We start from the raw sequence: 20,620 nt of genomic DNA, 5'->3' as shown, positions 1-20,620 counted from the left end.
TCATCGGCTCGGTACGTACCCGAGGTGCTTGTCAACTACGTTCTCGAGCGGGGACCCCGCAACCCAGCGTTCGAAATTGTCGGTGAACACGGTTACGAGGTCATCTCGCCAGCCGGCGAAGTCGCCCGAATTGTGGGGCGTGATCGAGACGTTCGGCATGTCCCAGAGTGGATGGCCTGCGGGGAGCGGTTCCGTGTCGAACACGTCGAGCGCGGCGCCCGCGATCGTCCCCGCCCGGAGCGCGGCGACGAGGTCGTCGGTGCGGACGAGCTCACCGCGTCCGACGTTCACGAACCGGGCTCCCGGCTTCATCGCGGCGAACGTCGAGTCGCGGAACAGGTGGCGGGTCTGCTCGGTGAGCGGTGCCACCGCGATCACGTAATCGGCGACGGCGAGCTGCTCCGGGAGATCCTCCGTTGCGGAAACCGTTCCGAAGTCGGGGTCGGCGTTGCGTGCGGTGCGGCCCGACCCGCTGACCTTCATGCCCGCTGCGCGGAGAAGTCGTGCGATCGCGCGGCCGATGGGACCGGTGCCGACGATCAGGGCGGTGCGGCCCGCGATCCGCTCGGATTCGCGGTGCTGCCACGTGTGGGACTGCTGCAGGCGCAGCGAGCCCGGCAGATCCTTCGCGAACGAGAGGATCTGGGCGAGCACGTACTCGGCGATCGCCCCGTCGAACACGCCCCGTGAGTTGGTGATCGTGACGTCGCTGTCGCGGGCCTCGGGGAACATCACGGGGTCGACGCCCGCCGCGGCGATGTGCAGCCACTGCAGGGAACCGGCGGCGTGCCAGGCTCCCGGCACCGCGTCGGTGAGGAAGTCGTAGAGGAACAGCACGTCCGCGCCGTCGAGGGCGTCGCTCAGCCCCGCCTTGCCGGTGTAGCGAACTTCGGCACGGGTCGCGACGGGTGCCATGAGTTCGTCGCTCGGCAGGACGTGGGCATGTAGCACCGCGACGATCGGGTTCCGACTCACGTTGACACCGTATGAGTAACTCGTATGATTGTCAACAATCTGATAATGCTCGGGCGCGGCCGAAACGAAGGTGAGGCCTGGTGTTGGAACTGAACATTCCCGAATTCGAGGGGCCTATCGCGCAACGGGGAATCGGCATCATCGCCCCGTTCGACCTGGCGCTCGAACGAGAACTGTGGCGATGGGCTCCCCTCGAGGTGAGCCTCCATCTGGCGCGCACGCCGTACGAACCCGTGCCCGTCAGCCTGGAGATGGCCGAACTCGTGTCCGAGCGAAGACACCTCATGGCGGCGACGCGCGACGTCCTGCACGTCGAGCCCGAGGTCGTGGCCTATCTGTGCACGTCGGGAAGTTTCATCAAGGGCCTCGAATACGAGCGAACCCTGTGCGACGCGATCTGCGAGGCCGGCGCCCAGCACGCGATCACCACGTCCGGTGCGCTGGTCGAGGCGATCGAACACCTCGAGCTGAGCAGGCTGTCGGTGATCACGCCGTACGACGCCCCGCTGACCGAACGGCTGCACGCGTTCCTCCACGAGGCGGGCACCGAGGTGGTGCGCTCCGATCATCTCGGGCTCGGCGGTGGCATCTGGAAGGTCAACTACCGCACGATCGCCGAGCGGATCATCGCCGCGGACGACCCCAGGTCGGAGGCGATCTTCGTCAGCTGTACGAATCTGCCGACCTACGACGTCATCGCCCCGCTCGAGCAGGAGCTCGGCAAACCGGTCCTCACCGCCAACCAGCTCACGATCTGGGCCTGTCTCGGCCGGATGAAACTCCCCATGACAGGCCCCGGCAAGTGGCTCCGCAACGTCTTCTGACATCACCCTCACGACACGGAAAAGAGGAGAACGTATGACGAGCACGCCGACCCCCACTGTGGGATTCATCTACCCCGATCACGCCGCCGAGGACGACTACCCCTTCGCCGCGGAGATGCTCGGAGTGGATCTGCCGGTCGTGCACATCTACGGCACCGACCTGCACGCCGTGCCCGAACTGCTCGACCTCGGGAGCCCCGAGAAGCTCGCAGGCGGGGCCGCACTCCTCGCCGAGGAGAAGCCGGACGCCGTCGTGTGGGCGTGCACCTCGGGCAGCTTCGTCTACGGTCCCGACGGGGCGAAGCAGCAGGCCGAGACGCTCGCCGCGGCCACCGGTGTGCCCACGTCCAGCACCAGTTTCGCGTTCGTCCACGCCCTGCACGCGCTGGGGATCACCCGCGTCGCGGTGGCCGCGAGCTACCCGGAGGACGTCGCGAAGCTGTTCGTCGAGTTCCTCGCCGCCGCCGGTATCGAGGTGCTGTCGATGTCGAGTGCGGGAATCGACACCGCGGCCGAGGTCGGTCTGCTCAGCCCGGAATCCGTGGTGGAACTCGCGGTGGAGAACGACCACCCGGACGCCGAAGCCCTGCTCATCCCCGACACGGCCATGAGGACGCTGGGTGCGCTGAGTACTCTCGAGCAGCGCCTCGGCAAGGCGGTCCTCACGGCAAACCAGGTGACCATCTGGGAAGGCCTGCGTCTTGCGGGCCACACGGCGGTGCACCCGTCGTTAGGAACCTTGTTCGAGAAAGGCCACAGTCATGGCTCTGACTGACCTGGAACCCGTCAGTCGTCAATCGACTGCCGAATTCATCGCGGACCGCCTGCGGGTCGCCATCATGAAGGGTGCGCTCGAACCGGGTGCACAGCTGGGCGAGGCGGAACTGGCCGCGCACTTCCAGGTCTCGCGCGGGCCGCTGCGCGAAGCCATGCAGAGACTCGTGTCCGAGGGCATACTGCACAGCATCCGTCACCGCGGGATCTTCGTGACGGAACTGACCCTCGACGACGTCGTCGACGTGTACCGCAGCCGCTCGGTCATCGAGCGCGGGGCGCTCGAGATGATTCTCGACGACGGCCGCCGGGAAGCCACCTACCTGGCGCTCGAACCCACCGTGCTCGTGATGCAGGCCGCGGCCGAACGCGGCGACGCCGCCGCCGTCTCGGACGCCGACCAGCAGTTCCATCAGATCCTGGTGGAGAGTTCGGAGAGCCCGCGGCTCATTCGGGCGGCGAGGACGCTGCTGATCGAGACCCGGATGTGCCTGGGTGCGTTGCAGACCACCTACGACGACATCCGCGAGCAGGCGCAGGAACATGCCACCCTGCGCGAGGCGATCCGGTCGGGTACAGCTGGAGAGGTGCAGAAACTGCTCGCCGAACACCTGGACGACGCCGTCCAGCGGCTCCGCGCCGATCAGAAGACTCTGTCGTCGTAGCGACGGAGAAGCAGAGGTAAGTGCCGAGGAGGGACAATGACTCAGGTAGCTGAGGTTCAGGGAGACACCAACCGCCACGATCGCTACCCGACTCGGATCGCCGCCGAGCCGTCGATGCTCCAACGAAGCGAACCCGCCGTGTGGGGCAGACCCGCCGACGGGCCGTTCGATTCGTCGGCCCTCGCCGGACACGAGTCACGCGGCTTCACCATCATCGACAATTTCCTGAACGCGAGCGAAGTGATGTCGTGCCGGGAGGAACTCGACCGGCTGTCCCGGGACCCCGCGATGCGTGACAGTGGGCGCGTCATCTGCGAACGCGGCACCGACGAGGTTCGTTCCGTCTTCGACGTGCACCGGCGCGGTGACGTGGTTGCCGAGCTGATCCGCGACGGCAGGATCCTCGACCGCGCGCGACAACTCCTCGGCTCCGACGTCTACATCCATCAGAGCCGGATCAACTCGATGCCCGGTTTCAAGGGCACCGGTTTCTACTGGCACTCGGACTTCGAGACCTGGCACGCCGAGGACGGTCTTCCCGTCCCGCGGGCCGTCAGCTGCTCGATCACGCTCACCGAGAACTACCCGTTCAACGGGTCGTTGATGGTGATGCCCGGTTCGCACAAGCGATTCGTCCAGTGCGTCGGCGCCACCCCCGACGACAACTACACGTCGTCCCTCGTCTCGCAAGAGGTCGGGGTTCCGCGTCGGGAGGACGTGACGCGGATGGCGGCGGAGTTCGGGATCGACCAGTTCACCGGTGCCGCAGGAACCGCGCTGTGGTTCGACTCGAACCTCATGCACGGGTCGGGGAACAACATCACGCCCTACCCGCGGTCGAACCTGTTCCTCGTGTTCAACAGCGTCGAGAACACCCTCGTCGAGCCGTTCGCCGCGGCGCGTCCGCGGCCGGAGTACATCGCGTCACGCGACTTCACTCCGCTGTCCTGACGTGAGTGGCAAGGAGTGCTCCGGCACGCCTTGCCACTCACCTATGCGGGGACCTCGTGCAGGGCTCGGGCGAGGTGGGCGAGCTCGGGAATGTCGGCGGCCCGGTCGAGCGCCGCTTCCAGTGTGGCGTCGTGGGTGGGACGGGCCTCGTCCAGCGCCGCCCGCCCGGCCGGTGTGAGCTCGGTGTAGATGCCGCGGCGGTCGTCGTCGCACAGAATGCGGGTGAGCAGTCCGCGGTTCTCCAGACGGTTCACCAGCCTGGTGGTGGCGCTGCTGCTCAGCGCCGCCGCGCGGGCGAGTTGCGCCATGCGCATGTGCCAGCCGTCCTGACGGCCGAGGGCGTCGAGCACCGTGTACTCGACCACCGAGAGATCGTGCCCGCGCTGCAGGGCACGCTCGAGCTCCGCCTCGAGCAGCCCGTGCAGGGCCGCGAGCGTGCGCCATCCCTTCGACCGGATCTCGACGGCGTCGTCGGCGACTGCCATTGCCCACCTCCTGTGGATACGACTGCCAGGCCAGAATACCAGCTTGCGCACATATCAGGCGTGTGCAACTATTTATGGCGCGCCTGCAACTAATGCAGACGCGGTATTCGAGCTAGCGCTCTTATCTCCCAGTCTGTACGAAAGGAGTGGCTGCGATGCCACTGGGTCTGCTCGCCCTCGCAATGGGCGGCTTCGGGATCGGTCTCACCGAATTCGTCATCATGGGGTTGCTGCCGGAGGTGTCGGCCGATTTCCAGGTAAGCGAGTCGGTGGCCGGCTACCTCATCTCCGGCTACGCCCTCTCCGTCGCCATCGGGGCGATCGTCATCACCGCAGCCGTCACCCGCTTCGACCGCAAACGTGTGCTCCAGGCGCTGATGGTGCTGTTCATCGGCGGCAATCTGCTGTCGGCGCTGGCCCCGACGTACGAGGTCATGATGGGCGGACGCGTCCTCGCAGCCCTGTGCCACGGCGCGTTCTTCGGCATCGGCTCGGTCCTCGCCGCCGACCTCGTGCCCGCGAGCAAGCGGGCAGGCGCGATCGCGACGATGTTCGCTGGACTGACCATCGCCAACGTTCTCGGCGTCCCGTTCGGCACGTTCCTCGGCCAGCAGTTCGGCTGGCGTTCCACGTTCTGGGCCATCACCGTCATCGGCGTCGTGGCGTTGATCGGCATCGCAACGCTGGTGCCGTCCGTGTCCCGTCCGGCGGACGCACCGGAATCCGGCGGTCTGCGTACCGAACTGCGGGCGTTCCGGTCTCCGCAGGTGTGGTTCTCGATCGCCGTCACCATCCTCGGATTCGGCGGCATGTTCGGTGCGTTCACGTACATCGCGTTCACCCTCACCGAGGTCGGCGGATTCGCGTCGACCAGCGTCCCCTGGCTCCTCGTGCTCTTCGGCGGCGGTCTGTTCGTCGGCAACGTTCTCGGTGGACGTGCCGCCGACAAGGCGCTCACCCGCACGCTGATCACGATCCTCGCCGTGCTCACCGTCGTGCTCGTCGTGTTCGCGCTCACCGCGGGGAGCAAGCCGATGACGATCGTGGCCCTGTTCTTCATGGGCGCCTTCGGTTTCGCGACCGTCCCCGGGCTGCAGATGCGGATCATGAACTACGCGGCACAGGCGCCGACGATGGCGTCCGGCGCGAACATCGCCGCCTTCAACGTGGGCAATGCACTCGGGGCCTGGCTCGGCGGCATCACCATCGCCGCGGGACTCGGCTTCACGTCCCCGATCTGGATGGGTGCCGCGCTGACCGTCGGTGCGCTCGCCGTTCTCGTCCTCGCCACCGCAGTCGACCGGCGGTCGAAAGATCAGTCGGTGGAGGAGGATCCGGCGGTGGTGTCGGTCTAGTGTCAGCGCGGCGGCGTCGCGTCGCCCGGTGCGCGCGTGAGGGTGGCGATCGTGTTGTCGTTCTGGCTGGTGGCGTAGGCCTTCGCGCCGTCGGCGGAGACCGCGACGCCACCGGCACTGTCGCCGACGGCGAGCGACGTCACCTCGGCGTTGGTGCCCGGATCGAACACCGTGACGGCGCCGCCCTCGGAGTCGACGACGTACAGCGTGTGTCCGTCCCCGGTCACCGCGGCACCGCCCATCGTCCCGTCGACGCCGAACGTGGCGGTCACCGTGTTGGTGGTCGCGTCGATCACCGACATTTCCGCGCCGCTCCGCACGTAGGCCCGGTCGTTCGTGGCCGTCACGGCACTGGGGTGGGAGGCGACGGGAATCGTGTCGACGACACTCGTCGTGGCCGTGTCGATCACCGTCACCGTGTTGTCGGAGGAGTTGGTGACGTACACGTGCGTGCCGTTGGCCGCGAGCTGGATGGGGAAGGCGCCGACCGGAACCGTGGCGGTCACCGTGTTCGTGGCGGTGTCGATCACGGAGACGGTGCTCTCGACGCCGTTGGTGACGTAGGCGTGGGCACCGTCGGCGGAAACCGCGACCGCCAAGGCGAATTCGCCGACCGGGATCGTGGCCGCCACCGTATTGGTGGCGGTGTCGATCACGGACACCGTCCGGTCGGCGGTGTTCACGACGAACACCCGCGCACCGTTCGGGGTGACGGCGATCCCGGTGGGTCCGCCGCCCACCGGGACGGTGGCGGTGACGGCGTTCGTTGCGGTGTCGATGACGGACACGCTGTTGGCCCCGGAGTTCGTGGCGTATGTGACGGCGCCGCTGGGTGCGACCGCCACCTGCATCGGCGTCAACCCGACGGGAACGGTGGCGATGACGGCGTACGTCGGCGCCGCACCGGCGGTGGTGGCCAGGAGGCCGAGCGTGGCGACGCCGATCGTCAGGACAGTCGAAGTGCGGGCGAACATCACCGTCGTAGTGTCTCCCGCACCCAGGCTGTAGTCGGGGATGTCCGCAAGATCACGTGGCAGGGTCGGCGAGTCCCCCCGAGTTCGCGGTCTCGCGGGTTCGCTGCGCCAGCTCGCTGAGGCGGCGAGCGCGGGCGATCTCGGCCGGCGTGAACGGCTCGTCCACCGGCCGCACGAAGACGAGCGGCTCACCCTCGCCCGACGGGATCGCGACCGACGCCGCCGTGGTCGGATGGTCGCTCACGAGCGAATCGACATACTGGGCGCCGAGCAGCTCCGCGATCGACAGGGGCAGTTCGGACGGATCGGCCGCCACCCGCGACGCCAACGTCAGCGCCTTCGTCTGGCCGTCGATGAGCGCGAGCGCCGAAGCCGGCCAGATGCCCACACTGCGGCCGCCTCCGGCCCGGACGGCATGCGACAGCGCCTCCGGTGACGTCTCCCGGCCCGCCCCGACGATCAACTCGTCGAGCGAACCGCCGTCCAGGTGATGGACGTGCACGGTCAGGATGTTGGCATCCAGCTTCGCGAGGTTGCGGGCCAGCGACTCGAGCTGTCCCGGTTGGTCGTTCACCCGGACACGGATACGCCAGAGTGACTGTCCGGTCGAGAGATGGCCGTGCCTGCCGTCGGGCGGACCGTGCAGCCAGCCGCCGAGCAGTCTCATCGCCGACGGCTCCACCACCCAGATCACCAGCACCGTGGTGCTGACGGTCAGGACCGTGACGGTCATCAGATAGGAGACGTGGAAATGAATGACCAAGGCATGAAGCCCTAGTTCGACGGGAAAGACGGCGCACAGTTTCGCAAGCGCCAGACGGAGACGGCGGGGGTGCGGAAGCCGACCGCACGCCTCGCACGCGTTGACATGAACTCCGGGTTCTCTCTCGGCATCGTTCATGCACCCACTGTCGTCCCGACGTATTGCCGGGCAGTTTCATCGCACGGTCGGTGGTGTGACGGATGGTCGTGAAATACGTTGGGGTGCAACGCCGATGTGGTGGGCGAGACACCGCGTCGCCGCGTGTGATCGGGGGCACGTCGAGAGCTATCCGACCTCGAATTCGTTCGACGTCCCGGTGAACGCGGTGATCGTGCCTGCCGCGTCGCGGCTGTTGCCGAAGTGCTGCACACGGTAGCGCCCGGCGGGAGTTCCGGCCGGGACGTCCCACGTGATCTGCGCGACAGACCGGTTCGCCCCGGTGCGCGTCCAGCGGAACTTGGTCGACCAGTCGCCGTCGTCGGCGTGACGCACCCAGTCGCCGCCGCCGCGGCGCTGGATCTCGAGGAACGTGCCACGCCGGCGCGGGTCGTTCCGGGGGTGGCCGGTGACGAACTCGACCGCGATCTGTTCGCCCGCAGACACTTTCGCGGCAGGTTGGGTCAGTACGTCGCCGAAGACGCGGCCTGCCGGTGGTTCGTCGCGGTCGACGCCCGGACCGACGTACGGCTGGAACTGCGACAGGTCACGGGGCGCCGGGCCGCGGGGAATGTCGTTGCCGGTGCGCACAGCGTCGGCGAGCGCCGCGAATCCCTGCTGGTACGCGGGCAGCGTGTAGCGGCCGAAGAGGGTCGAGCCGCCCTCGTACTGCTGCGCGTCGTACTCCTGCGGGGTGGTGCAGTAACTCGCGTACGAGTTCGCGTAACCCTGGAAGATCACGTTCTCCAGCGGCACACCGAGTCTGTCGGCGACGGTGCGGCGGATCCGCAGCCCGGACACGATCGTGAATTCCGCCGGGCCGCCCACGACATACACGTCGCCGATGCGGATGATCTGAATCTTCAGCACGTGCGGAACCCACCCGTCGGGTGGCAGCAGACCGACGGCCACGAGCACGAGTTTCGGTGCTTGCGCGTCCTGCAGCCACTGCGGGATCGGCGCGTCCATCCCGCCGAGTGCGTCGACGAGCGGGTTGGTGGTGCCTTCCGGGAAGATCGGGATGGCCGGACCGTCCTCGGTGCTGCCCGCGCTCATGGCGGCCCCGACACACGCGGGGGACGTCCGGTAGGTGCGGCCGTCGGGGGTGAATTCGCCGCCGACCTCCTGATTCGCCATGTCGAGGTACATGATTCGGCTGTCCACACCGCCGGTGAGGGTCTCCGACGCCGACTCCCACGCCGTGCGTGCGGCCGCGACCTGCCGCTGCCCGATGATGCGGGTGTTCTCGAACTCGTCGTCGGTGGGTCCGTGGCCGGGCCGGAGGTCGAGGTTGGGGGACATGTCGCCGGTGTTCGTCTGCGGGAACGCGGCGACGAAATGAGGCTTCTGGTCGTCGAGGTAACGGACACCCTCGTGGTCGTGCTCCCAGAAGTAGGCGGCCGCGCCCTTGTTGTCACCGGAGATCAGATGGTTCGTGTTGGTGAGCGAAGCGCCGTGGGTCGGGAACCAGTTGATCGCCCCGACGTCTCTGCCGCCCTGCGTGATTCGCAGGACCCGCATCGAGGTGTCGATGCCCAGGGGGTAGTAGTCCCGGTCCTCGGCGGGGTTGCGGTCGAAGGCGATCCGCGAACGGTTGACGCTGGCATCGGTGAGTTCGCTGCGGCCGTACGACACCGAACCGGGGGCGAGGGAATCGTGCGCGGCGGTGATCGCCTCGGCGATGCCACCGACCTCGGCGTCGAACACCTGACGGTTGTGGCCGAGCACGGCGAGGTTGTAGGCGTAGTCGTGGGACGCGCCGCCGCACGCCGCGTGGGAGTGCACCGCCGTGAGCATGACGTTCCGCTCGGTGTACAGGTCGCCGTGGAGTTCCGCGAGCCGAGCCAGCACGGCGTCGTGCACGGACTGGAAGATCATGCACACGTCGACGCACACGTAGACCACGCGCTGCCGGCCGGACTCGGCGAACACGAACGCCCGCGCACGGGTCCGCTGATGCAGTCCCTCGGCGCGCTGCTCGAAGCTGGAGTACCCCATCATCCCGACGTCGGCGACCGGCCCGGTGGCGTCGGAAATGCCGACGCCGACGAGGAATTCGGAGTTCTGGTCGGGATTGGCGGCCGCCGTCCCGGAGCCGAGCGCGGCGAGCGCCGGAGTCAGGGCCGCCCCCGCGAGCACGCTGCGTCGTCTGATCTGCACTATCGATCGTCCTTTCGGCGGTCGTCCCTCTGGGGCGCCACGAATTGGTCAAGCGTCCAGAAGCGTCGCCGGTATTGGACCCCAGTTCGGTAATCGGCGCAACCCCCACGTGAGTGGCGAAGTGTGCCCGCGCACACTTCGCCACTCACGTGCGGTCAGATCGGCTGCGCGTCCCCGAACGTCATCTTCAATTCGGGGATCGAGGACGTGACGAGCGCCCGTTTCGGAAGTCCCAGCGACCGCAGTTCGTCCGCGATCGGGTGGCTGCCCAGTTTCAGCTCCGCGCCTCCGGGCCGGGAGCGGATCCCGGTCGGGTTCATGTCCCAAGTGGTGAACCGGGTGAGCCCGTCGAGGTGCGAATAGGCGGCGAGCGACGTGCCTGCGCCCGAACCCGGCACCGCAATACCCGGTTTGACGCTCAACTGGGCGATCAGCCGCCCGCCCTCGCTCACCGAACCGCGCCTGACGGAACCGGTGTGGTCGACATCGAAATCGGCCAGGAACTTCGGGAAGCCCCAGATGCCGCGGCCGGCGGCCAGAGTGAAGTCGCCGTCGACGGGCAGCTGATGAATCAGCGCACCCGCCCGGCCCCGGGCCAGCGCCTTCAGGTCCTGGGGGACCGAGGTGCTGTCGGCCCGGTGGTCGCGGACGAGGAACGCCACCCCGAATTCGTTGTACGGGCCGAGATCGCCGTCCACGTAGTCGACGAACACGAGGACGCAGATGCCACGTCCCGGCCGGAACTGCAGGATCTCGAGGCCGGTGTAGTCGATCAGCGACTGGGCGGCGGCGGTCGGCACCGAATACATCGCCATGAACGCCGACGCGGCCCGGATCTCCACGGGCATGTCGACCTGCTTACCGAGAATCTGATGCGACGTCACGGCGCGACCACCCCGCGCAGACCGTCGGCGCCGAACATGGGCTCGAACATCGACGTGAAGTCGGGTCCGCGACGCAACATCTGGCCGCCGTCGACGTTGATGATCTGCCCCGTGATCCAGGTGGAGTCGGGGCCGAGGAGGAACTTGGCGAGCGCGGCGATGTCGGTGACCTCGCCGACCCGTGCGATCGGGGTGTTGGCCAGGTAGTCGTCCAGGACGGGTCCGCCGTCGGTGATGAGCGCGACGAGGTCGGTGCGGGTCAGTCCGGGGCGGATGCAGTTGACGCGGACGTTGCTCGCCCCGAGTTCGTCGGCGGCGAGTTGCGTCAGGTTGTCGACACCTGCCTTGGACGGACCGTATGCGCCGAACCAGCGGTGCGTGTTGCTGCTCGCGATCGAGGAGATTGTGACGATGGAACCGCCGCCCCCGGCGACGAGCGCCCGCGCGGAATGCTTGATCGTCAGCATGGTGCCGGTGACGTTCAGGTCCACGGTCCGCCGCCACGCGTCCACGTCGAGTTGGGTCACGGGTCCCACCGTTTCGTTCCCGCCTGCGCACGTGACGACGCCGTCGAGCTGCCCGGTGCGCCCGGCCGCTGTGGCGACCGCGCGGATGATGTCGTCCTCGTTCGTGACGTCGGCGGTGACCGTGTCGACGGTCCCCGCGGGATCACYGGCGGTGATCTGCTCCGCTGCGCGTACCAGTTTCTCCTCGTTGCGACCGCAGATCGTGACGTGGACGCCGTCGGCCGCGAGGGCGGTGGCGACGCCCAGTCCGATGCCACTGCCGCCGCCGGTGACGAGTACGGACGTCTTCGCGAGCCCGCTGCTGCCGTCGTTGGTAACCACGTACACCTCCAGGTAATAGAACTCGTGTCAATTATCGAGCCGAGGATCTGTGAAACTTGCCGCTATACCACTGCGTCATAGTAGGAACACGTTCTATTATCGGGGCACGATCGGCGGGATTCAATGCGGAGGAGTACCTCGATGACGAACAGGCCGGATTTCGATCTGATCGACGGACGGTTCTACTCGGGCGAACTCGGCGACCCGCGGGAGGCCTACGCATGGATGCGCGCCCACGAACCGGTGTATCGCGCGGACGGAATTCTCGGCGCCGCGTCGTACGAGGCCGTCCTGGCGGCCGAACGCGACCCGGAGTTGTTCTCGAACGCGGGCGGAATCCGCCCCGGGGTGGGCCCGCTGCCGCAGATGATCGACATGGATGACCCGCAGCACCTGCAACACCGTCGCCTCGTCAACGCCGGCTTCACCCGTAAACAGGTGGAAGCGAAGACCGACCGGATCCGGGAGATCTGCGATCACCTCATCGACGCCGCGTGTGACAAGGACGAAGTGGACTTCGTGCGCGATCTGGCGGCGCCGCTCCCCATGGCCGTCGTCGGTGACATGCTCGGCGTGCGGCCCGAGGAACGCGACACGTTCCTGCACTGGTCCGACGACCTGATGAACGCCCTCGGCAGCAACGCCACCCCGGAGGAACTCCAGGCCCAGGCCAACGCGTACCTGGCATTCAACGAATTCACGCTACGCACCATCGCGGAGCGGCGGCAGAATCCGACGGACGACCTCACCAGCATCCTCGTGCACAGCGAGATCGACGGTCACCGGCTCAGCGACCCGGACATCGTCGGCGAAACCCTGCTGATCCTGATCGGCGGCGACGAGACCACCCGGCACGTTCTCAGCGGCGGCATGGAACAACTGCTGCGGCACCCCGACCAGCAACAGCGGCTCGTGAACGACCCGGACGGCATCCCGGCGGCGGTCGAGGAGATGCTGCGCTGGTCGTCGCCGATCAAGAACATGTGCCGCACCGTTACCCGCGACGTCGAATTCTTCGGAACCGACCTGTGCGAGGGCGAGAAGATGATGCTGCTGTTCGAATCCGCCAACTTCGACGAGGCGGTGTTCGAGCATCCCGAGGTGTTCGACATCGAACGGTCGCCGAACCCGCACGTCGCATTCGGTTTCGGCACCCACTTCTGCCTCGGTAACCAACTCGCCCGGCTCGAAGCGAAGATCATGTTCGAGCAACTGCTGTCGCGGCTGCCGGACATGGTGCTCGTCGACGACGGCCCACTGCGGCGTCGTCCCGCCAACTTCGTGTCCGGGCTCGAGGAGATGCCGGTGAAGCTCTAGGCGCTCCGCGCCCGTGCGCCTTTTTGGCTGTTCCAGCAACCAAAAAGGCGCACGGGTGGCGGAGCCGCCTACTCCGGTGCGCCGATGTTCAACTCGTCCGGGTGGGCTCCGACGCGGACGCCGTCGTCCATCGTTTCGATCTCGCTGAGGTCCTGCTCGCTGAGCTCGAAATCGAACACGTCGATGTTCTCGCGGATCCGCGACTCGTGGACCGACTTGGGGATGACGATCAGCCCGCTCTGCAGATGCCAGCGGATCAGCACCTGGGCCGGGCTCTTGCTGTGCCGGTCGCCGATGCGGGTGATGATCGGGTCGGTGAGCAGCGTGTTCGGCTTCGAGTTGTCGCCCCACCCCGAATTGCTGGTGCCGCCGAGCGGGCTCCACGATTCGACGGCGATGCCGTGGTCGACGGCGAACGTCCGGATCTCCTGCTGCGCCAGATGCGGATGCAACTCCACCTGATCGACCGCCGGAACGACGCCGCCCCGGTCGATCAGCAACTGCAGGTGACGCGGTTCGAAATTGCACACACCGATCGCCTTCGCGCGACCCGACTCGGCGATCTTCTCCAGCGCATCCCACGTGCGGAGGATGCGGTCGTCGTCCTGCAGCGGCCAATGGATCAGGTACAGGTCGACATAGTCGACGCCGAGACGTCCGAGGCTGGCGTCGAACGCCTTCAACGCCGGCTCGTAACCCTGATCGGCGTTCCACAACTTGGTGGTGAGAAAAATGTCTTCGCGGGCGACACCCGAGTTCGCGATGCCACGGCCCACCCCTTCCTCATTGCCGTATGCGGCGGCGGTGTCGATGTGCCGGTAGCCCGCCTCGTCCAGGGCGAACCCGACGGCGTGTTCGGTCTCGTCGTTGTCCGCCTGCCAGACTCCCAGGCCGAGCTGCGGGAGGATGGTTCCGGAATTCAGCACGATGCTGGGTACTCGAGGACTCATGCTGTCCAGGCTATCGACTGTGGTGGGGTCGTGAGGGTACATGCGCTGCCTGGCATCATGCGGAGGTGACGCAAATTCGGCTGTTGGCGACGGACCTCGACGGCACCCTGCTGCGGTCGGACCGCACGATCTCCCCTCGCACCGCGCAGGCCATGGAAGATGCGCGACTGTCGGGGGTCGAGGTGGTGTGGGCAACGGCCCGCGCCCGGCACTCGGTGCACGAGCTGGCGCAGTCGTGCGGATTCCGGGGCAAGGCGATCTGCGCGAACGGGGCGGTGGTCCTCGACCTGGCCGACGGAACCCCGGTGATCACGGCGACGACGACCATCGCGATGGCGTCGGCTGCGGCGGCGATGGACCGAGTGCGGACGTTGATGCCCGGTGTCGTGTTCGCGAACATCGGCCCGACGCGCTTCGTCGCCGAACCGGCGTACGCGGCCTTGTGCGAGTTCGCCGACCACCACCGGCACCCGCACGAGATGATGCTGTCGGAACTGCTGCCGGACATCGACGAGCCGATGGTGAAGATCGTCGCCCGGCACCCCGAGGTTCCCAGCGCGGAGCTGTACCGGGCGGCGGTGGCGGCCGGCGTCGACGGCGTCGAACTGACGCACTCCGGCGCGCCGTACGTCGAGATGGCGGCGTCCGGCGTGTCCAAGGCGAGCGCGCTCGCCGAGCTGTGCGCGGTCGACGGGATCTCGACGGAGGAGGTCGCCGTGGCCGGGGACGCCATCAACGACGTCCCGATGCTGACGTGGGCAGGCACGGCTCTCTGCCCGTCCAACGCGCTGCCGGAAGTCCTCGCCCTCGCCGACCACGTCCTGCCCAGCAACGACGAAGACGGGGTCGCCAGCTACCTGGAGGGGCTGCGCCCGTGAGCCTTTTTGGTTGTTCCAGCTACCAGAAAGGCGCACGGGCGGCGAAGCCGCCTACAGTCCGGCCGCCGAGGCGAGCTCGGGCAGGTACTCCCGCGGCTGCCCGAACAGCTGTGCACTCCCGTGTGCACRTTTGAAGTACAGCTGCGCGTCGTGTTCCCACGTGATCGCGATGCCGCCGTGCAACTGGATGGCCTCCGCCGCGACGTGCTGCAGTGCCTCCGAGCAGTACACCTTCGCGATGACGGCGTCCTCGTGCGTCCCCGACAGCGCCGCGGCGTACGACATGGAGCGGGCCGTCTCGACGAGGGCGTACATGTCGGCCATGCGGTGTTTGAGCGCCTGGAACGACCCGATTGCCCGGCCGAACTGCTTTCGCGACTTCGCGTACTCGACCGTCTGCTCCAGCGCCGCGGACGCCGCACCCACCTGTTCCGCCGACAACGCGACCAGTGCGACCGTGCGCACCTGGCCGACGAGGTCGGTGGGGGAGACGAGCCTCCGCGCCGCGACCCCGTCGAACACGACCTCCGACAGCGGACGCGTCGGGTCCATCGCCGGGACGCGACGACGCGTCACGCCGTCCGCCGACGGGTCCACCTCGAACAGGCCTTCGGACGTGAGAACCAGCAGCACGTCCGCGACGTCACCGCCGAGCACGTACGACGCCGTCCCCGACAGCGTCTCGCCCGACGCGGTGACCCCGAATCCGGACCAGCCGCCCGCACCTGCCCAGCACAGCGCGGCCACCGAACCCGCCGCGATGCCGGGCAGCAGTCGGGCGCACGCGTCGTCGTCCCCCGACAGCACCAGCGCCTGCGCGGCCAGCACGGCGCTGCCCAGCATCGGTGACGGCGTCAGCGTGCGGCCCAGTTCTTCTTGCACCACATGCACTTCCAGCAGCGAGGCCCCCACTCCGTCGTATTTCTCCGGAACGGCCAACGCGGCGACGCCGATCTGCTCGCACAGCTTCGACCACAGGGCGTCGTCGTAGCCGTGGTCGGTGGTGATCGCCCGGCGGACGGCGGCCGAGTCGGAATGCTTGCCCAGCAGATCCCGGACCGACGACCGGAGCGCCGTCCGCTCCTCGTTGTCGAAACTCATGACGCCTCCACGAGCGAGTCGACGACGCGGCCGCGGTGGAACGCCGGCGTGCCCCAGGCGGTGACCAGTGCCCGGACCTTGGTGAGCCACAGCGACAGGTCGTGTTCCTGGGTGTAGCCGATGGCGCCGTGCACCTGCAGCGCCACCCGCGCCGCCCGGTACGCGGCATCCCCGCACGCGACCTTCGCCGCCGAGACGTCCCGGGAACTGTCGACGGACCCGTCCCGCACCGACATGGCCGCACCGTGCAGCAGCGGCCGCGACATCTCCAGCCCGACCGCGACCTCGGCCAGGTGATGTTTGATGGCCTGGAACTGTCCGATCACCTTGCCGAACTGCTTGCGCTGCTTGGCGTAGTCGGTGGTCACGTCCAGCAGGGTCTGTCCGAGTCCCTGCAGTTGGGCGGCGGTGGCCAGGGCGCCGAGATCGAACGCGGGCGCGAAGTCGGCGTCGCCGAGGGCGTCGCCGGCGGTCAGTGGGAACAGCCGTCGCGACTGATCCACCGAGGTCTGCACCGCCCCGGCGTTTCCGAGGCTCACCGTGGCGCCGTCGACGAGCAGGACGAGGTCGGCCGAGTCGGCATCGACGGCGAACGGGACGTGCGGTGCGGCCGCGACCGTGGCGAGCGAACCGGAAGCCAACGCGGCCAACCGGTCCGGGGCCACCTGCGCGAGTAGGGCGGGTGCGACCGCGACGGTTTCGGCCACCGGACCGGGAACGGCATGGCGTCCGAGTTGTTCGACGGCCACGACGAGGTCGACGGCGTCGGCACCCAGGCCGTCGTGCTCATCCGCGATGAGCAGTCCGTTGACGCCGGTCTCGGCGAGGCGCTGCCACACCTTCATGCCCGGACCCGTGTCGCCGGTGTTCCACGACCGGATCACCGCCGGCATGTCCGCCTTCGACAGCAGCGCGTCGATGCTGGACGCGAAGTCCTGATGGGAGGAGTCGAGTGTGAATCTCATCGATCCGCCTTCGGTAGGCCGAGCAGCCGCTCGGCGATCACGTTCTTCTGAATCTCGTTGGTGCCGGCATAGATCGGGCCGGACAGGGAGAACAGGTAACCGTCCATCCAGTTGTCCGCGAGCTCCGCCGAGGCGCCCTGCAGTTCGAGTGCGGTCTCGTGGGTGGCGATGTCCCATTCCGACCAGAACACCTTGTTGATCGACGATTCGGCGCCCAGCTGCCCGCCATCGGCGAGCCGGGTGACGGTGCCGAACGTGTTCAGCTGGTAGGCGCGGGCACCGATCCAGGCGTCGGCGACCTTGTTCCGCAGGGCCGTGTCGTCGGTGCGGCCGCTGTCCCGGAACAGTTCGACCAGCCGGTCGACGGTCGCGAGGAAACGGCCCGGGCTGCGCAGCGACAGTCCGCGTTCGTTGGACGCGGTGCTCATCGCCACGCGCCAGCCCTCGTTCACGCCGCCGATCACTCCGGACTCGCCGGGGTTCGCGGGGTCGTCCGGGACGAAGACGTCCTCGAGGAAGATTTCCGCGAAACCGGGTTCACCGTCCAGCTGATCGATCGGGCGCACGGTGACACCCTTCGAGCGCAGGTCGAACATGAAGTAGGTGATGCCCTTGTGTCGCTGGGCGTCCGGGTCGGACCGGAACAGTCCGAAGCCCCAGTCCGCGAAGCTCGCCCGCGAACTCCACGTCTTCTGCCCGTTCAGCACCCAGCCGCCGTCGACGCGCCGGGCGGTGGAACGGAGCGACGCGAGGTCGCTACCCGACTCCGGCTCCGACCAGGCCTGCGCCCAGATGTCGTCGGCGCGGGCCATCCGCGGCATGATGCGGGCCAACTGCTCGGCGTTCGCGTGCTCGAACAGTGTCGGGGCGAGCAGGAAGATGCCGTTCTGGCTGACGCGTCCGGGCGCACCCGATCGGTAGTACTCCTCCTCGAACACCACCCATTCCAGCAGCGACGCGTCCCGTCCGCCCAGTTCCTCCGGCCACGACACCACCGACAGCCGGGCGTCGGCGAGAGTGCGTTCCCACTCGCGGTGCGCTTCGAAACCCTCCGCGGTGTCCATCGACGGCAGCGGTTCGGCGGGAACGTTGTCGCGCAGGAAGGTTCGCACCTCCTCGCGGAAGGCGACGGTGGCGTCGTCGAACTCGAGATCCACTTACTTCGCCCCTTCGTTCGAGTTGCGCGCACTGGCCGCCATCGACTTGGCATCCATGCCGCCGAGCGGATCGGTGTCGATCTCGGCGTTGTGCGCGTGCGCGAAGTGGTGGAGGCCGAAGACGGAGTCCATGCCGTTCCGCATGCCCATCTGGTCCTCGCACTGGTTGACGGCCTTCTTGGTGAGCGCGAGCCCGAACCGGGGCATGGCGGCGATGCGTCCGGCGATGGCGAGGGTCTCCTGCTCCAGGTCCTCGCGGGGCACGACGCGGTTGACCATGCCCACCTCGTACGCGCGCTGCGCGGTGAACCGGTCGCCGGTGAAGAGGATTTCCTTCGCGAACCGCGGTCCGAGCATCCACGGGTGCGCGAAGTACTCGACCCCCGGAATGCCCATACGTACGACCGGATCGGAGAAGAACGCGTCGTCCGAAGCCACGATGAGGTCGCACACCCACGCCAGCATCAGGCCGCCGGCGATGCACGCGCCCTGGATCATCGCGATGGTCGGCTTCGGGATCTCGCGCCAGCGACGGCACATCCCGAGGTAGACCTCCATCTCGCGGGCGAACCGCTGGTCCCCACCCGGCTTGTCGACGTGGTCCCACCACATGACGGCCTTGTTGTCGTAGTGCACGTGATGGTCCCGGCCCGGGGTCCCGATGTCGTGCCCGGCGCTGAAGTGCTTCCCGTTGCCTGCGAGGACGATTACCTTCACGTCGTCGTCCTCGACCGCGCGCTCGAACGCGGCGTCGAGGGCGTACGTCATCACCGAGTTCTGGGCGTTGCGGTAGTCGGGGCGGTTGAGCGTCACGACTGCGACACCGTCACGCACCTCGTAGGTGACGACGTCACCCTCGTCCGGAACCGTCATTTCTTCTCCTCACGCAGAACGTTTTTCATGACCTTCCCGGAGGGATTCCGGGGGAGGGAGTCGACGAAGCGCACCGACAGGGGCACCTTGAAGTTGGCGAGTCGCTCCTTGCAGAACGCGACCACGTCGTCCTCGGCGAGCGTCGAGCCTGGCTTGGCGACCACGTAGGCCCGCCCGACCTCGCCCATCCGCTGGTCGGGTACACCGATGACGGCAGACTCCGCGACGGCGTCGAGTCGGGCAAGAGCGTTCTCCACCTCAGCGGGATACACGTTGAAACCGCCGGAGATGTACATGTCCTTGAGGCGGTCGGTGATGTCGACGTAACCGCGGTCGTCCAGGGTGCCGACGTCGCCGGTGTGCAGCCAGCCGTCCGCATCGATGGTCTTGGCGGTCGATTCGGGGTCGTCGAGGTAACCGAGCATCACGTTCTCGCCGCGCACCAGGATCTCGCCCTGGTCGCCGATCCGGACCTCCATCCCGGGGATGGCGCGACCCGACGTCGTCGACACGGTCACCGGGTCGTCGTCGGTCCGGCACATCGTGACCACCACCGCCTCCGTCTGGCCGTAGGCGGTGAGGACGGCGTCGAAGCTCAGCTCCGACTGCATCCGTTCGACCAGTGCGACCGGAACCGCGGCCGCGCCCGTGATCGCGACCCGCAGGCTGGACAGGTCGTACTTCGGGCGGTCGGGGTGGTCGAGGATCGACTGGAAGATCGTGGGGGCGCCGGGGAGCACGGTGATCTGCTCGTCGTGCACGGTCGCCATCACCTTCGGCACGTCGAACACCGCCATCGGCACTACCGTCGCCCCGTTCAGCAGGCACACCAGGAACCCCGCCTTGTACCCGAAGGTGTGGAAGAACGGATTGATGATCAGGTAGTTGTCGTCGGAGGTCACCTCGGCGCACTCGCCCCACGCCTGCGCGATGCCCACCGACTGCCGGTGCGCACTCATCACGCCCTTGCTGCGGCCCGTCGTGCCCGACGTGAACATGACGTCGGAGACGTCGTCGGGGGAGACGGCGGCCGCTCGGGCGTCGGCCTCGGCGCGCGTGTCCTCGTCGGCGAGGGCGAGGAAGTCGTCGAAGTCGAAGACGCCGGGAACCTCGGCGTCGCCGCCGTCGACCGGAACCCGGACGACGGTCGGCAGGTCGAGGGTGCTCGACTCGTCGCGCAGCAACGCGTACCGGTCGGTGCCGAGGAATTTGCCCGCGACCACCAGTGCGGTGGTCTTGGTGCGCTCGAGAATGTCGAGGGCCTCGGTGGCCGTGTACCGGGTGTTGATCGGGACGAGAGTCGCACCGGCGTAGTGGATGCCGAGCGCCGCGACCACCCAGTGATACGTGTTGGGCGACCACACCGCGACGTGATCGCCGGGCCGCACGTCCTGTGAGCTGAGTGCGGCGGCGAAATCGCGGACACGGTCGTGCAGTTGTGTGAAGGTCAGACGGACGTCGCCGTCCGCCACGGCTGTGAGCTCGCCGAATTCGCGTGCGGCCCGATTCAGGGCGGACGGGGTGGTTGTCGGTTGTTCGGTCACTGGGCTCCCTACCTACCTAGC

Annotated in this window: 20 protein-coding genes; 7 read left to right on the top strand and 13 right to left on the bottom strand. The window is 67.8% G+C overall.

The window, feature by feature from the left end; genetic code table 11:
• A complete protein-coding gene (locus tag AC1D1G_RS04155) occupies positions 1-975 on the bottom strand; it encodes a D-2-hydroxyacid dehydrogenase (RefSeq protein WP_477951313.1) in 975 nt (324 codons plus the stop codon).
• Positions 976-1,058: 83 nt separating this feature from the next.
• On the opposite strand from AC1D1G_RS04155, the gene AC1D1G_RS04150 reads away from it, so the two are divergent.
• Genes AC1D1G_RS04150 through thpD form a run of 4 tightly spaced genes read left to right on the top strand, consistent with a single transcriptional unit; the run spans position 1,059 to position 4,189 of the window.
• On the top strand, positions 1,059-1,799 hold the full coding sequence (locus tag AC1D1G_RS04150) for a maleate cis-trans isomerase family protein (RefSeq protein ID WP_037197713.1): 741 nt from the start codon (positions 1,059-1,061) through the stop codon (positions 1,797-1,799).
• Between the two features lie 34 nt (positions 1,800-1,833).
• Positions 1,834-2,574, top strand: a complete 741-nt coding sequence (locus AC1D1G_RS04145; protein ID WP_477951312.1) for a maleate cis-trans isomerase family protein — start codon at positions 1,834-1,836, stop codon at positions 2,572-2,574.
• On the top strand, positions 2,561-3,238 hold the full coding sequence (locus AC1D1G_RS04140) for a GntR family transcriptional regulator (protein WP_037241885.1): 678 nt from the start codon (positions 2,561-2,563) through the stop codon (positions 3,236-3,238). Before AC1D1G_RS04145 ends, AC1D1G_RS04140 begins: the two co-directional genes overlap by 14 nt.
• A gap of 36 nt (positions 3,239-3,274) precedes the next feature.
• On the top strand, positions 3,275-4,189 hold the full coding sequence (gene thpD / locus AC1D1G_RS04135) for an ectoine hydroxylase (protein WP_477951311.1): 915 nt from the start codon (positions 3,275-3,277) through the stop codon (positions 4,187-4,189).
• A gap of 41 nt (positions 4,190-4,230) precedes the next feature.
• Here thpD and AC1D1G_RS04130 read toward each other — a convergent pair whose 3' ends face one another.
• The gene (locus AC1D1G_RS04130; RefSeq protein ID WP_283334854.1) at positions 4,231-4,674 is read right to left on the bottom strand and encodes a MarR family winged helix-turn-helix transcriptional regulator; all 444 of its coding nucleotides are present in this window, start codon (positions 4,672-4,674) and stop codon (positions 4,231-4,233) included.
• A gap of 155 nt (positions 4,675-4,829) precedes the next feature.
• Here AC1D1G_RS04130 and AC1D1G_RS04125 point away from each other — a divergent pair, with 155 nt between their 5' ends.
• Entirely contained in the window at positions 4,830-6,029 is a 1,200-nt protein-coding gene (locus AC1D1G_RS04125; protein ID WP_477951310.1) for an MFS transporter, read from the top strand.
• A gap of 2 nt (positions 6,030-6,031) precedes the next feature.
• Here AC1D1G_RS04125 and AC1D1G_RS04120 read toward each other — a convergent pair whose 3' ends face one another.
• The 5 genes from AC1D1G_RS04120 to AC1D1G_RS04100 form a co-directional block, all read right to left on the bottom strand.
• Positions 6,032-7,003: a YVTN family beta-propeller repeat protein gene (locus tag AC1D1G_RS04120; protein ID WP_477951309.1), complete on the bottom strand. Its 972-nt coding sequence runs from the start codon at positions 7,001-7,003 to the stop codon at positions 6,032-6,034.
• Between the two features lie 52 nt (positions 7,004-7,055).
• Entirely contained in the window at positions 7,056-7,904 is an 849-nt protein-coding gene (locus AC1D1G_RS04115) for an ACT domain-containing protein (protein ID WP_477951308.1), read from the bottom strand.
• Positions 7,905-8,051: 147 nt separating this feature from the next.
• Positions 8,052-10,082 (bottom strand): neutral/alkaline ceramidase, encoded by a 2,031-nt coding sequence (locus AC1D1G_RS04110; protein WP_477951307.1) that lies wholly within the window; start codon positions 10,080-10,082, stop codon positions 8,052-8,054.
• Between the two features lie 155 nt (positions 10,083-10,237).
• Entirely contained in the window at positions 10,238-10,966 is a 729-nt protein-coding gene (locus tag AC1D1G_RS04105; protein WP_283352936.1) for an acetoacetate decarboxylase family protein, read from the bottom strand.
• Positions 10,963-11,814, bottom strand: coding sequence for an SDR family oxidoreductase (locus AC1D1G_RS04100; protein WP_477951306.1), 852 nt, complete (start codon positions 11,812-11,814; stop codon positions 10,963-10,965). Before AC1D1G_RS04100 ends, AC1D1G_RS04105 begins: the two co-directional genes overlap by 4 nt.
• A 141-nt stretch (positions 11,815-11,955) precedes the next feature.
• On the opposite strand from AC1D1G_RS04100, the gene AC1D1G_RS04095 reads away from it, so the two are divergent.
• Positions 11,956-13,131 (top strand): cytochrome P450, encoded by a 1,176-nt coding sequence (locus tag AC1D1G_RS04095; protein WP_477951305.1) that lies wholly within the window; start codon positions 11,956-11,958, stop codon positions 13,129-13,131.
• A gap of 68 nt (positions 13,132-13,199) precedes the next feature.
• Here AC1D1G_RS04095 and AC1D1G_RS04090 read toward each other — a convergent pair whose 3' ends face one another.
• Complete coding sequence (locus AC1D1G_RS04090) at positions 13,200-14,081, bottom strand: aldo/keto reductase (protein WP_025431798.1); 882 nt, start codon at positions 14,079-14,081, stop codon at positions 13,200-13,202.
• A gap of 65 nt (positions 14,082-14,146) precedes the next feature.
• On the opposite strand from AC1D1G_RS04090, the gene AC1D1G_RS04085 reads away from it, so the two are divergent.
• Entirely contained in the window at positions 14,147-14,959 is an 813-nt protein-coding gene (locus AC1D1G_RS04085) for an HAD family hydrolase (RefSeq protein WP_247252249.1), read from the top strand.
• A 51-nt stretch (positions 14,960-15,010) separates the two neighbouring features.
• On the opposite strand, the gene AC1D1G_RS04080 is transcribed toward AC1D1G_RS04085, so the two are convergent.
• From AC1D1G_RS04080 to fadD3, 5 genes are read right to left on the bottom strand one after another with little or no spacing between them, the layout of a single operon-like run.
• Positions 15,011-16,060 carry an acyl-CoA dehydrogenase family protein gene (locus AC1D1G_RS04080; protein ID WP_477951304.1) on the bottom strand — a complete coding sequence of 350 codons (1,050 nt, stop codon included), beginning with the start codon at positions 16,058-16,060 and terminating at the stop codon, positions 15,011-15,013.
• Positions 16,057-17,025, bottom strand: a complete 969-nt coding sequence (locus AC1D1G_RS04075; RefSeq protein ID WP_477951303.1) for an acyl-CoA dehydrogenase family protein — start codon at positions 17,023-17,025, stop codon at positions 16,057-16,059. The genes AC1D1G_RS04080 and AC1D1G_RS04075 overlap by 4 nt, the downstream gene beginning before the upstream one ends.
• On the bottom strand, positions 17,022-18,182 hold the full coding sequence (locus AC1D1G_RS04070) for an acyl-CoA dehydrogenase family protein (protein ID WP_477951302.1): 1,161 nt from the start codon (positions 18,180-18,182) through the stop codon (positions 17,022-17,024). The genes AC1D1G_RS04075 and AC1D1G_RS04070 overlap by 4 nt, the downstream gene beginning before the upstream one ends.
• On the bottom strand, positions 18,183-19,055 hold the full coding sequence (locus AC1D1G_RS04065; RefSeq protein WP_283330472.1) for an enoyl-CoA hydratase: 873 nt from the start codon (positions 19,053-19,055) through the stop codon (positions 18,183-18,185).
• Entirely contained in the window at positions 19,052-20,599 is a 1,548-nt protein-coding gene (gene fadD3, locus AC1D1G_RS04060; RefSeq protein ID WP_477951300.1) for a 3-[(3aS,4S,7aS)-7a-methyl-1,5-dioxo-octahydro-1H-inden-4-yl]propanoyl:CoA ligase, read from the bottom strand. Before fadD3 ends, AC1D1G_RS04065 begins: the two co-directional genes overlap by 4 nt.
• Positions 20,600-20,620: the final 21 nt, after the last annotated feature.

The organism is Rhodococcus sp. P3_B8, assembly GCF_056402775.1.
The sequence above is the reverse complement of the archived record's forward strand: the minus strand, read 5'-3'. Positions and strand labels throughout refer to the sequence as shown.

Bases quoted from the DNA above. Each gene is read 5' to 3' on its own strand.
- AC1D1G_RS04075 (WP_477951303.1), bottom strand. From the start codon at position 17,025: ATGAGATTCACACTCGACTCCTCCCATCAGGACTTCGCGTCCAGCATC.
- AC1D1G_RS04145 (WP_477951312.1), top strand. From the start codon at position 1,834: ATGACGAGCACGCCGACCCCCACTGTGGGATTCATCTACCCCGATCAC.
- AC1D1G_RS04130 (WP_283334854.1), bottom strand. From the start codon at position 4,674: ATGGCAGTCGCCGACGACGCCGTCGAGATCCGGTCGAAGGGATGGCGC.
- AC1D1G_RS04125 (WP_477951310.1), top strand. From the start codon at position 4,830: ATGCCACTGGGTCTGCTCGCCCTCGCAATGGGCGGCTTCGGGATCGGT.
- AC1D1G_RS04095 (WP_477951305.1), top strand. From the start codon at position 11,956: ATGACGAACAGGCCGGATTTCGATCTGATCGACGGACGGTTCTACTCG.
- AC1D1G_RS04140 (WP_037241885.1), top strand. From the start codon at position 2,561: ATGGCTCTGACTGACCTGGAACCCGTCAGTCGTCAATCGACTGCCGAA.
- AC1D1G_RS04115 (WP_477951308.1), bottom strand. From the start codon at position 7,904: ATGAACGATGCCGAGAGAGAACCCGGAGTTCATGTCAACGCGTGCGAG.
- AC1D1G_RS04065 (WP_283330472.1), bottom strand. From the start codon at position 19,055: ATGACGGTTCCGGACGAGGGTGACGTCGTCACCTACGAGGTGCGTGAC.
- thpD (WP_477951311.1), top strand. From the start codon at position 3,275: ATGACTCAGGTAGCTGAGGTTCAGGGAGACACCAACCGCCACGATCGC.
- AC1D1G_RS04090 (WP_025431798.1), bottom strand. From the start codon at position 14,081: ATGAGTCCTCGAGTACCCAGCATCGTGCTGAATTCCGGAACCATCCTC.
- AC1D1G_RS04120 (WP_477951309.1), bottom strand. From the start codon at position 7,003: ATGTTCGCCCGCACTTCGACTGTCCTGACGATCGGCGTCGCCACGCTC.